The organism is Kribbella voronezhensis (assembly GCF_004365175.1).
Classification (GTDB): Bacteria; Actinomycetota; Actinomycetes; order Propionibacteriales; family Kribbellaceae; genus Kribbella; species Kribbella voronezhensis.
The window spans coordinates 253168-264206 of the sequence record NZ_SOCE01000003.1 but is presented as its reverse complement, the minus strand read 5'-3'; the positions used below and the strand labels follow the sequence as shown (position 1 = coordinate 264206).

9 protein-coding genes are annotated in these 11039 nt (G+C 68.6%); 2 read left to right on the top strand and 7 right to left on the bottom strand.

Annotated elements, in window-relative coordinates:
• Positions 1-102: 102 nt before the first annotated feature.
• Entirely contained in the window at positions 103-747 is a 645-nt protein-coding gene (locus EV138_RS35910) for an ACT domain-containing protein (RefSeq protein WP_133985107.1), read from the top strand.
• 147 nt (positions 748-894) lie between these two features.
• On the opposite strand, the gene EV138_RS35905 is transcribed toward EV138_RS35910, so the two are convergent.
• The 7 genes from EV138_RS35905 to EV138_RS35875 form a co-directional block, all read right to left on the bottom strand.
• On the bottom strand, positions 895-1119 hold the full coding sequence (locus EV138_RS35905; RefSeq protein WP_112239735.1) for a hypothetical protein: 225 nt from the start codon (positions 1117-1119) through the stop codon (positions 895-897).
• Between the two features lie 40 nt (positions 1120-1159).
• Positions 1160-2599 (bottom strand): hypothetical protein, encoded by a 1440-nt coding sequence (locus tag EV138_RS35900; protein WP_133985105.1) that lies wholly within the window; start codon positions 2597-2599, stop codon positions 1160-1162.
• Positions 2600-2700: 101 nt separating this feature from the next.
• Complete coding sequence (gene ligA / locus EV138_RS35895) at positions 2701-4830, bottom strand: NAD-dependent DNA ligase LigA (RefSeq protein WP_133985103.1); 2130 nt, start codon at positions 4828-4830, stop codon at positions 2701-2703.
• A gap of 113 nt (positions 4831-4943) precedes the next feature.
• Positions 4944-5951, bottom strand: coding sequence for a uroporphyrinogen decarboxylase/cobalamine-independent methonine synthase family protein (locus EV138_RS35890; RefSeq protein WP_133985101.1), 1008 nt, complete (start codon positions 5949-5951; stop codon positions 4944-4946).
• Positions 5952-5976: 25 nt separating this feature from the next.
• On the bottom strand, positions 5977-7065 hold the full coding sequence (mnmA, locus tag EV138_RS35885) for a tRNA 2-thiouridine(34) synthase MnmA (protein WP_133985099.1): 1089 nt from the start codon (positions 7063-7065) through the stop codon (positions 5977-5979).
• Positions 7065-8267, bottom strand: a complete 1203-nt coding sequence (locus EV138_RS35880) for a cysteine desulfurase family protein (RefSeq protein ID WP_133985097.1) — start codon at positions 8265-8267, stop codon at positions 7065-7067. The genes mnmA and EV138_RS35880 overlap by 1 nt, the downstream gene beginning before the upstream one ends.
• A 576-nt stretch (positions 8268-8843) precedes the next feature.
• Positions 8844-9509, bottom strand: a complete 666-nt coding sequence (locus tag EV138_RS35875; RefSeq protein WP_166678886.1) for a nucleotidyltransferase domain-containing protein — start codon at positions 9507-9509, stop codon at positions 8844-8846.
• Positions 9510-9650: 141 nt separating this feature from the next.
• Between EV138_RS35875 and EV138_RS35870 the strand changes: the two genes are divergently transcribed.
• Positions 9651-11039 (top strand): serine hydrolase domain-containing protein, encoded by a 1389-nt coding sequence (locus EV138_RS35870; protein WP_133985093.1) that lies wholly within the window; start codon positions 9651-9653, stop codon positions 11037-11039.

Here is an 11039-nt window from a genome sequence, read left to right as displayed (position 1 = left end):
ACCAGAAAGTGAGAGGCCGGGCGTGTCTTCGGGTTCCGCTCTGTAACATTGGCCGCGACAGGGCGTAACTTGCGTGGTAATCGGCTGGGAGATGATCGTTCGGTGTTCTTGCTGCGATTGATCATCCCGGACCGTCCCGGTTCGCTGGGCACCGTGGCAACGGCCCTCGGCGAGGTGAACGCCGACATCCACGCCATCGAGATCGTCGAACACCGCCGAGAGAACGGCACCGCCGTCGACGACATCGTGGTCGACCTGCCACCGGGTGTGCTGCCCGACCGGCTGGTCTCGGCCTGCAACAGCGTGCCCGACGTCGAGGTGATCTGGTTCTCCCGCTACGGCGCGGGTGGCGGCCTGCACATGGACCTGGAGGCCGTCGAGCAGATGACGTCCGCGCCGGCCGAGGCGGTCGACATCCTGGTCGAGCAGGCGCCGTCGGTGCTGCACGCCGACTGGGCCGCCTTGCTGGACGGCACCGGCAGCGAGATCAAGGTCGCGCTGGAGACGAGCGCGACGCCGGAGTTCGGCGACCTGGTCAACCAGTGGCTCCCGCTGGAGAAGGCGACCACGCTGGCCGCACCGAGCCACCAGGGTCTCTCGGAGTCCGTGCTGGTGGCCGCGCCGCTGGAGTCCGACCGCCGGGTGCTGGTGATCGGCCGCCGCGGTGGACCGGAGTTCCTCGGCTCGGAGGTCGCCCGGCTGAGCTACCTGGCGAGCCTCGCCGTCACCATCCGCGCCACCGCCTGACGCCAAGCCACGCAGCCAGAGCCCTCCGTACTGCGGCCAGCCCGCGACCTGTAGTTCCGTACGGCGGCCAGCCCGCGACCCGTAGTACCGAAAAGAGCCGCCCTGCCCGGGACTCCCGGACAGGGCGGCTCTTGCGCGTTCGGTGACTCAGAGGAACTTGTAGTACGCCAGCGTCCACAGGCCGGCCAGCACGAGCAGGATCACGACGCCGATCAGGACCACGATCGTGATCGCCTGCGTGTTCTTGCCGCCGGGCTCGGGCAGGTCGAACTGGGTCGGCCCCCAGGCGCCGCCGCCGTCCACCCGCTGCATCGCCTCGGGTGGCGGTTTCGACACCTGACGGGCTTCCCGCGACTCCCGCTCGAACTTCATCGCACCTCTGGTCTGGTCGGCGCCTGTCCTTCCACAGTACTCACACGTAGAAGGACTCGTACCGGATGGAGACCGTCCGCGAACCGTAGTCGGAGTCGGAGGTGTCGCCGGTGATCTCGACCCGCCAGCCGGACACGTACCCGGCGTACGACTTGCCGTCGCTGTGCGAGGTCACGTACGACTTCAGCGCCTCGACGTCCGGGCCCTTCAGGATGCCGAACCCGTCCGCGATCGCACCCGGCATCGCCGCCTTGACGTCGTTGGGGTCACCGCTGACCCGGATGTCGAACGAGCTCAGGCCGCCGTTGCTGCTGCCGTAGCCGTCGATCAGCTGCGAGCCGTACTTCCCGACCGTCTTCTTGCACAGCGAGGTGCAGGTGTACTTCTTCGCCTTCAGCGCCGCGTTCAGCTGCGCCTCGGTGATCTGGAACTGCTTGCGCGGCATCTCGAACGAGTCGGAGCCGGACTTGCCACCGGACATCTGCAGGTCGTCGCCGTAGTTGGTGAGCTCGAACTCGCCCCAGGTGCTGCCGACCTTGGTCCGCTTCTGACCGGTCTTCACCGCCTGCTGGACCTTCGCCACCTCGCTACCACCGAAGGTGTCGTTGCCGATCGCCTGCAGCGCCGCGTCGAAGGTGACGGCCGCGTTGTTGACGTTGTCGTTGTCCTCGGACCGGATCTTGACGCCGATGATCGTGCCGTCGGACTGGAACTGGAAGATGACCTCGGCCGACTTCGCGCCGTCGTACTTGAAGCAGCCGCGATGCGCGCCCTGCGGGCCGTTGAACAGGTCGCTGCAGCCGAAGCCGGCGGCCTGCAGCTTCTCGGTCGCGGTCTTCGCCTGGCCGGTCGCGTTGCCGAGCTCGCCGTTGGTCGGCGCGGTCGTCTCGTCGCCACCAGGAGTCGTCGGGGCATCCGTCGGCTGGGTGCTGGTGGTCGGGGCCGGCGGGTCGGCTTCCTTCTTGTCGTCGCCGCCGAGCGCCTTGACGCCGAGGAAGACGAGCAGGCCGATCAGCACGACACCGACCACGCCACCGCCGATGAACAGCGGCATCTTGTCCTTGCCGAAGCCGCCGCCACCCGGGCCCTTACCGCCCGGTCCACCGGGCTGCCAAGGCTGCTGGGCGTGCTGCTGCTGCCAGCCGGGCTGCTGGCCAGGCTTGTTCTGGCTCCACGGCTGCTGCTGGTAGCCGCCCTGCTGCGGGGGCTGCTGCTGCTGACCCCAGCCACCCGGCGCGGACTGTCCGGGCTGGCCTTGCCCAGGCTGCTGTCCCCAGCCCTGCTGCGGAGGTTGACCCTGCTGCGGCGGTGCCGGAGGCTGCTGGGGCGGTTGCTGCGCAGGAGGACGCTGGCCCCAGCCACCGCCCTGGGGAGGCTGTTGCTGGCCCCACCCACCCTGTCCCGGTTGTCCCCCTTGCTGCCCGCCCGGCTGGCCCCCCGGCTGCCCAGGACCCCACGGTCCCTGTGGCGGCGTCGTCATAATCGCTCCTTTGAACCCACTGGTAGACGGTGCAAACTAACAGTCCGACGGATCAAGTCGTCGCCCGGCTCCATCGAATATCGCCAGTCGGGACATCCGTACTACGCGTCGCCGGGCTCCGCGTTGGTCGCCATCGCGCTCGCGGCCTCCGGCCCGTCGTCCAGCAGCACCTGGAATCCGGCCGCGTCCAGGATCGGCACCCCGAGCTGAACAGCCTTGTCGTACTTGGATCCCGGCGAGTCGCCGACCACCACGAACGACGTCTTCTTCGACACCGAACTGGCCGCCTTGCCGCCACGGGACACGATCGCCTCGGTCGCCTCGTCGCGGCTGTACCCCTCGACGGTGCCGGTGACGACGACCGACTGGCCGGTCAGGGTCTGCTCGACAACGGGACCGGTGCGCTCCTGGCGAAGCTGGACGCCGGCCGCCTTCCATTTGCGCACGATCGCCTGGTGCCAGTCGACGGCGAACCACTCGATCACCGCGTGCGCGATGGTCGGCCCGACGCCCTCGATCTCGGACAGCTCCTCCTCGGTGGCCGCCTCGATCGCGTCGATGTCGTCGTACGCCGCGGCCAGCGCTGCCGCCGCGGTCGGGCCGACGTGACGGATCGATAGAGCCACCAGACCGCGGGACAACTGCTGGGTCTTGGCCTGCTCGAGATTCGCGAGCAGCTTCTGCGCGTTGGCGGACAGTGCGCCGGCCTTGGTGGTGAAGAACGAACTGCTGACCAGGTCTTCCTCGCTCAGGTCGAACAGGTCGCCCTCGTCGACGATCAAACCGCTGCTGATCAAGGCGTCCGCGGCCTTGAAGCCGAGCACCTCGATGTCGAAGGCCGACCGACCGGCCAGGTGGAACAGCCGCTCGCGCAACTGGGCGGGGCAGGACTGGGAGTTGGGACAGCGAATGTCGATGTCCCCTTCCTTCATGGGCCGCAGCGTCGTCCCGCAGGACGGGCATTCGGTCGGCATCACCCAGGGCTGCGCGTCGTCCGGCCGCAGGTCGATCACCGGCCCGAGAATCTCGGGGATCACGTCGCCGGCCTTCCGCAGTACGACGGTGTCGCCCGGGTAGACGCCCTTGCGCTCGACTTCCTTGGCGTTGTGCAGCGTCGCGAACTCCACGGTCGACCCCGCGACGCGAACCGGCTCCATCACCCCGTACGGCGTGACGCGACCGGTGCGGCCGACATTCACCTCGATCGCGAGCAGTTTGGTGGTGACCTCTTCCGGCGGGTACTTGTACGCGATCGCCCAGCGCGGGGCGCTCGAGGTCGAGCCGAGTGCGCGCTGCAGGTCGACCTCGTCCACCTTGACGACGACGCCGTCGATCTCGTGGTCGACGGAGTGCCGGTTCTCGCCGTAGTACGCGATGAACTCGTTCACCTCGTCGAGGGTGGCGACGCGGCGGGCCCGGTCGCTGACGGGGAGGCCCCACTCCTTCAGCTGCTCGTACGCCTCGGAAAGCCGGGTGACGTGGTAACCCTCGACCTTGCCGAGACCGTGCACGACGAAGCGCAGCGGGCGGCTCGCGGAGACACGTGGGTCCTTCTGCCGTAGCGATCCGGCCGCGCTGTTGCGGGGGTTGGAGAACGGGTCCTTGCCGGCTTCGACCAGTTGAGCGTTCAGCTCGGTGAAGTCCTCGACGCGGAAGTAGACCTCGCCGCGGACCTCCAGAAACGCGGGTGGCTTGTCGGTCTTCAGCTCGTTCGGGATGGAGTCGATGGTGCGGGCGTTCAGGGTGATGTCCTCGCCCGTGCGGCCGTCGCCGCGGGTGGCGCCGCTGACGAGCCGGCCGTTCTCGTAGACCAGGTCGAGCGCCAGTCCGTCCACCTTCAGCTCGCAGAGGAACCCGCTCTCCTCGATCTGCTTGACCGTGACCTCGCGCTCCAGCCGCTTCGCCCAGGCCTCCATCTGCTCGGCCGAGAACGCGTTGCCCAGGCTCTCCATCCGCTGCGGGTGCTCGACCGCGGTGAACAAGGTCGAGATCGGCACGCCGACCTTCTGGGTCGGCGAGTCCGGCGTCCGGAGCTCGGCGTACTGCTCCTCGATCGCCTCCAGCTCGTGCATCAGCGCGTCGAAGTCGGCGTCGGAGATGGTCGAGGTGGCCATGTAGTACCGGAAGCGGTGCTCCTCGATCTCCCGGCTCAGCGCGGCATGCCGCTCCCGCACCTCGGCGGGCGGGGCGAGCTGATCGGCGGCTGTGGTGTCGGGGATCTCCTCGCTCATACCCAGAATCTACCGGTGGCGACCGACAGAATCCGGCATCTGCACAACCCGGAAAAGCTGACGGGAAGGAAGGAAAGCGGAGAGTAGAGGGTGGCGACCGACAGAACCCGGGATCACTCCTCGGCTTTCTCGCCGACCACTTCTGCGGTTTTGCGGAGGAGTTCGAGGCGGGCCTGGGCGTCGGCGCGGGAGGGGGATCCGGCCAGCCCGCAGCCCGGCGTGATCACGACCTGTTTGAGAAGTTCCGGGTCGAGGCCGAGCTCGCGCCACCGGCGTACGAGGGTTGTCGCCGCCTGCTCCTGGTTGGGGATCGGTCCAGTCGTGGGCACCACACCGGCGTACAGGACAGTGCCGGCCTCTACTGCGAGGGCGATCTGCTCCCAGGCGGCTTCGGTGAGCTGGGCAACGTCTACTGCCACTCCCCCGGCCCCAGCCTTGCGGAACACCTCGATAGGCGGCCGTGCCGCGCAGCAGTGCACCAAGGTGATCGCAGGCGCTACTGCCTCGATCACCTGGCTCAGTAGCTCCACAGCATCCGGTCCGTCGACAGAGCGGTGCTTGCTCCACCCACTAGCTGTCGGAACAGCACCAGCCAGTACTGCGGGGAGCGCCGGCTCATCCAGCTGTACGACGAGGTCAGCACCCGGCACGCGTCGGCGTACCTCGGCAACGTGCTGCTCCAAACCGTGAGCCAGCCCCTCTGCCAGGTCACGGCGAGCACCGTGGTCGGCCAGCACCTTGTCGCCACGCGGTAGTTCTACTGTCGCGGCCAGCGTCCACGGACCGGTGCTCTGGATCTTCAGCGGCCCGGTGTAGCCGTCGGCAACCTCTTCGAGAGTGTCCAGGTCCTGCTGCAGCAGCGACCGGGCCCTGCGCTGGTCCATGCTCGCGCGCGGATCGCTGCCCCCGGTCAATCGCCAGCCCGCGGGCTGCAGGTCGCCTGCGAGCTCCAGCAGCAGGGCCATCGAGCGACTGAGCATGTCGCCGTACGGGCGTGCAGGAAGCTCCGGCACGAACGGGATCGTGACGGCGTCCAGCACGTACTTCGTCCACTCGGTGAAGTCGTCACCGGGCAGTGAGCCCATCCCGGTGGTCGCGGCAAGGCCGAACGGACTGGTCACTGTGTGCCTCTCTAGGGCGGGCAGGTCAGACGTGCTGGGTCGCACGCTCGACGGAGTCGATGGTGGCCGAACCGATCACCCGCGTGCCGTCGTACAGGACGACGGCCTGTCCGGGCGCGACCGCGTCGGCCGGCTCGTCGAACTCGACCAGCACCCGGTCGTCGACAACGCGCGCGGTGACAGCGATCTCCTCGCCGTGCGCTCGCAGCTGCGCCTTCACGTGCAGGGTCTCGGTCGGTGCCGGACCACACCAGCGCGGCTTGGACGCGGTCAGCCGCTCGACCGCCAGCTCCGCCCGCGATCCCACGGTGACCCGGCGATCGACCGGCGAGATGTCCAGGACGAACCTGGGCTTGCCGTCGGCGGCCGGCGTACCGATCTTCAGGCCCTTGCGCTGGCCGACCGTGAAGCCGTGGGTGCCCTTGTGCTCACCCAACTTGTTGCCCTGGGCATCGACGATGTCGCCCGGCGCCTCGCCGAGCTGCTTGCTGAGGAAGCCCTCGGTGTTGCCGTCGGCAATGAAACAGATGTCGTGGCTGTCCGGCTTGGCCGCGACCGACAGACCACGCCGCTCGGCCTCGGCCCGGATCTCGGTCTTCGGGGTGTCGCCGAGCGGGAAGAACGCGTGCGCGAGCTGCTCCTGGTTGAGGACGCCGAGCACGTACGACTGGTCCTTGGCCGGGTCGACGGCGCGGTGCAGCTCACGGCCGTCCGGAGTGTCGACGATCTGCGCGTAGTGGCCGGTGGCAACGGCGTCGAAGTCGAGCGCGAGGGCCCGCTCCAGCACCGCACTGAACTTGATCTTCTCGTTGCAGCGCAGACACGGATTCGGCGTACGGCCGGCCGCGTACTCCGCGACGAAGTCGTCCACCACGTCGGCGGCGAACCGCTCGGCCATGTCCCAGATGTAGAACGGGATGCCGATCACGTCGGCTGCTCTTCGGGCGTCGCGGGAGTCCTCGATCGTGCAGCAGCCGCGCGCGCCACTGCGGTACGACTGCGGGTTCCGGCTCAGGGCGAGGTGTACGCCGACGACGTCGTGCCCGGCCTCGACCATCCGCGCCGCCGCGACGGCGGAGTCGACCCCGCCGGACATGGCTGCGAGTACCCGCATCAGTTGTTCCTTCCCACGTTCTGCAAACCTGCGGACTTCGCCCGCTCGACGACCGGTCCGATGTTGTCCAGTACTGCGTCGATGTCGGCCCGGGTGCTGGTGTGCCCCAGCGTGAATCTGAGCGAGCCGCGCGCCCGCTGGTCGTCGTACCCCATCGCCAGCAACACATGGCTCGGCTCGGCGACCCCGGCGTTGCAGGCGGACCCGGTGGAGACCTCGATCCCGCGTGCGTCGAGCAGCAGCAACAGCGAGTCACCCTCGCAGCCGCTGAACGACAAGTGTGCATTGTTGGGCAAACGGCCGACCGGGTCACCCGACAGCTTCGCGCCGGGCACGGTGTCGAGGACGCCGCGGATCAGCGCGTCGCGCAGCTCGGTGAGCCGCTGGGCTTCCTCTTGCTGATGCTTGATCGAGTGCTCCAGCGCCACGGCGAACCCGGCGGTCGCAGGAGTGTCGAGGGTGCCGGAGCGTACGTCGCGCTCCTGCCCGCCGCCGTGCACGATCGGCACCAGCTGCGTCTCCTTGCGGACCACCAGCGCGCCGATCCCGAACGGGCCGCCGAGCTTGTGCGCCGAAACGGTCATCGCGTCGACGCCTGAACTGGCGAAGTCGACCGGCACCTGGCCGACGGCCTGCACCGCGTCGGTGTGCATCGGGATGTCGTGGGACTTGGCCAGCTCGGCGATCTCCTGGATCGGCTGCAGCGTGCCGACCTCGTTGTTCGCCATCATCAACGTGACGAACGACACGCTCTCCGGGTCCTTCGCGATCGCCTCGGCGACACTGTCCGGGCGGACGCGGCCGAGCTCGTCCACCGGCAGCCACTCGATCTCGGCGCCCTCGTGCTGCGCCAGCCAGATCGCCGGGTCCAGCACGGCGTGGTGCTCGATCCCGCTGAGCAGAATCCGGCGCCGCTTCGGGTTCTCCGCGAGACGGGCCCACCACAGGCCCTTGAGCGCCAGATTGTCCGCCTCGGTCCCACCGGAGGTGAACACGATCTCGCTCGGCTGCGCGCTCAAAGCGTCCGCGATCGTCTCGCGAGACTCCTCGACCGTCCGCCGAGCCGCCCGCCCGGACCCGTGCAACGACGACGCGTTGCCGGTACGCCCAAGGTGCGAGGTCATCGCCTCGATCGCCACGGGCAACATCGGAGTCGTCGCGGCATGATCCAGGTAGACCGTACGGCGCGCAGGTGAGCTCATAACACCCATAAGAGTAAGTCCCCCACAGATGTTCCCGATCCACCCGCCAATTCGGGAATAAATCGCCCGGTACGGCGTGTAGTCCCCCGTCGCGCCTCCTACGTCGGCCGCTCGACCCCCCACCCCGGGTCGCGGCTCCTCCGTCGCCGCTCAAGCGATGGTGGGCCTGGTGCTCGCTGGGATGCCCCCCGCGGGCTTCGGTCGAAACCTCCACCACCCAGGTCGCGGCTCCCTCGTCGAAACCGCCATGCATCGCGGCTCGTTGGTCGATGCTGAGGCGAAGGTGGCCCCGGTTCGCCGGTGGTTTGCGCATTTCCGCCTCGCCTCCGGATGAGGTTGTCGGCGAAGGTGGGGAGGTCTGAGCAGCACAGTCTCGGTGTCGGGCACCCCATCCGGCTGGTCCCCGACGAACTTCTCTCAGCGAACCGGCTCGCCGTCGTCCGAGCTCCGACGAGCGAATGTCCGAGGCATCCGGCCCGCCTTCGTCCGAGCGGCGACGGAGGAGCCGCGACCGGGGTGGGGTGGGTCGAGCCGCCGACGTAGGAGGCGCGACAGGGACTTACCCCGCCGTACAGCTCATCCCCCGCGGATCTCCTCCAGCCAGACGTGGTCCGGGTGCAGGTGGTGGACCATGTCAGCGAGCCAGGTGCGCTTCTCGGGGGACAGGAGTGGGAGGGCGGCGAGCAGGTCCTGGTGGTCCTTGGGGCGGTTGGAGCGGGCTTTGTAGGCCAGCGCCATCTCCGGGTTGAGGTAGCGGATGCCGTCGGAAGCGACCCAGGTGATCTCGTCGAGGTCGTAGTCGAGGGACGGGTCGCGGCGGAAGATCCAGCGGCCGTTGCGGTCGGGGTTCAGCACGACGTCGTACTTCCAGGGGGCGAGGGCGTGTTGGCGGAGCCAGACCTGGTCGGCCGTGTCCGGCACTTCGGGCTTGTCGACGCTTAAAGGCGAGAGGAACCCACTGCCGGCCGACCACACGTGGTACCGGCCTTCGGCGTGGCGGATCAGGTCCGGCACGTGGCGGCGCCAGAAGGAGACGTCGAGGTCGTCGTGGTGGCGCGGTACGCCGGTGAATGCCTCGATCGCCCAGCCGCCGGCGATCCACCACGGCAGGCCGAGGCCGTTGAAGAACTCCGCCGCCTCCTCGCGGGTCGCGGGCTCCACCGGGCCGTAGAGCCGCTGGAACTCCAGCTCCTCCGCGACAAGCCCCTCCGGATACCAGTACCGCTTCTCCTCGTCACCCATCCTGAGATCCTCACACCCGCGCCGGTCGGAGAGCCATCCCATTACTCCGCCGAGGCGACTTCATCGGATCGGACGAAAAACGTCTGCTCAGTCGTCAGCGGCGACGAATACTCGGCGGCGTCGGGGTCCTAGCGTCGGTGCATGGCGACCCTGAGCGAGATCGAAAAGTGGCTACAAGACCGGCTGCCGGCGTTGCTGGCCGAGCACGAGGTCCCCGGTACTGCGGTCGCAGTGCTGTTCGGCGGCGAGGTGATCGACCATGCGGCCGGCGTACTGAGCAAGGCGACCGGTGTGGAGACGACGGCCGACACGGTGTTCCAGATCGGCTCGATCACCAAGGTGTGGACGACGACGCTGGTGATGCAACTCGTCGACGAGGGCAAGGTCGACCTGGACGAACCGGTCCGCGACTACCTGCCCGAGTTCGTCCTCAAGGACGACGAGGCGGCGGCCGCGATCACCGTCCGGCAACTGCTCAGCCATCAGGCCGGCTTCGAGGGCGACATCTTCAACGAGACCGGCAAGGGTGACGACGCCGTCGAGAAGTTCATGCCGACGCTGGCCGAGGTCGGCCAGCTCTTCGCGCCCGGCGAGATGTTTTCCTACAACAACGCCGGCTTCGTCGTCCTCGGCCGCCTGATCGAGGTACTGCGTGGCAAGCCGTACGACGCTGTGCTGCGCGAGCACCTGTTCACCCCGCTCGGCCTGACGCATGCGGCCACCGATCCGTACGAGGCGATCCTGCATCGTGCCGCGGTCGGGCATCTCCGGCCGGCTCCCGACGAAGCACCGGTACCCGCGCCGATCTGGGCGATGACGCGGGGAATGGCGCCGGCCGGCGCGATGCTCGCGATGCGACCGCGCGACCTGCTCACGTTCGCCACCCTGCACCTCGCCGAAGGCAAGGCAGCAGACGGTACGGCGGTACTCAGCGCCGCGAGCGTCAAGGCGATGCAGGAGCCGCAGGTCAAGGTTCCGGCCCTCGGGTTGATGGGCGACTCGTGGGGGCTCGGCTGGGAGATCTTCGACTGGGGCGGCACCAGGGTGATCGGCCACGACGGCGGGACCATCGGCCAGAACGCCTTCCTGCGCATCGTTCCCGAGCACGGCCTGGCGGTGACGGTACTGACCAACGGCGGCGACACCATCGAGCTCTACAAGGCCGTCGTCGGCCAGGTGGTCAAGGAGCTGGCCGGGTTGGAGTTGCCCGCGCTCCCCACGCCACCCGACACCGCGGTACCGATCGACACGGAGCGGATGCTCGGCACCTACAGCTGCGAGGTCGCCGACTTCACCATCCGCCAGGACGACGACGGAAAGGTCTGGCTCGACCAGACACCGAAGGGAATCTTCGCCGAGCTCGGCCCGGCCCCCGAGCCGGTCGAACTGGTCGGCCGCAACGAGGAGAGCCTGATCGCGGTCAAGGCCGAGAACGGGGTGCACCTGCCGCAGGTCTTCCTCGGCGACGACGGCAGCGGGCATGCCCTGTACCTGCACAACGGCCGCGCCATCCGCCGCGCCACCACCTGA

Bases quoted from the DNA above. Each gene is read 5' to 3' on its own strand.
- EV138_RS35905 (WP_112239735.1), bottom strand. From the start codon at position 1,119: ATGAAGTTCGAGCGGGAGTCGCGGGAAGCCCGTCAGGTGTCGAAACCG.
- EV138_RS35900 (WP_133985105.1), bottom strand. From the start codon at position 2,599: ATGACGACGCCGCCACAGGGACCGTGGGGTCCTGGGCAGCCGGGGGGC.
- ligA (WP_133985103.1), bottom strand. From the start codon at position 4,830: ATGAGCGAGGAGATCCCCGACACCACAGCCGCCGATCAGCTCGCCCCG.
- mnmA (WP_133985099.1), bottom strand. From the start codon at position 7,065: ATGCGGGTACTCGCAGCCATGTCCGGCGGGGTCGACTCCGCCGTCGCG.
- EV138_RS35880 (WP_133985097.1), bottom strand. From the start codon at position 8,267: ATGAGCTCACCTGCGCGCCGTACGGTCTACCTGGATCATGCCGCGACG.
- EV138_RS35875 (WP_166678886.1), bottom strand. From the start codon at position 9,509: ATGGGTGACGAGGAGAAGCGGTACTGGTATCCGGAGGGGCTTGTCGCG.
- EV138_RS35870 (WP_133985093.1), top strand. From the start codon at position 9,651: ATGGCGACCCTGAGCGAGATCGAAAAGTGGCTACAAGACCGGCTGCCG.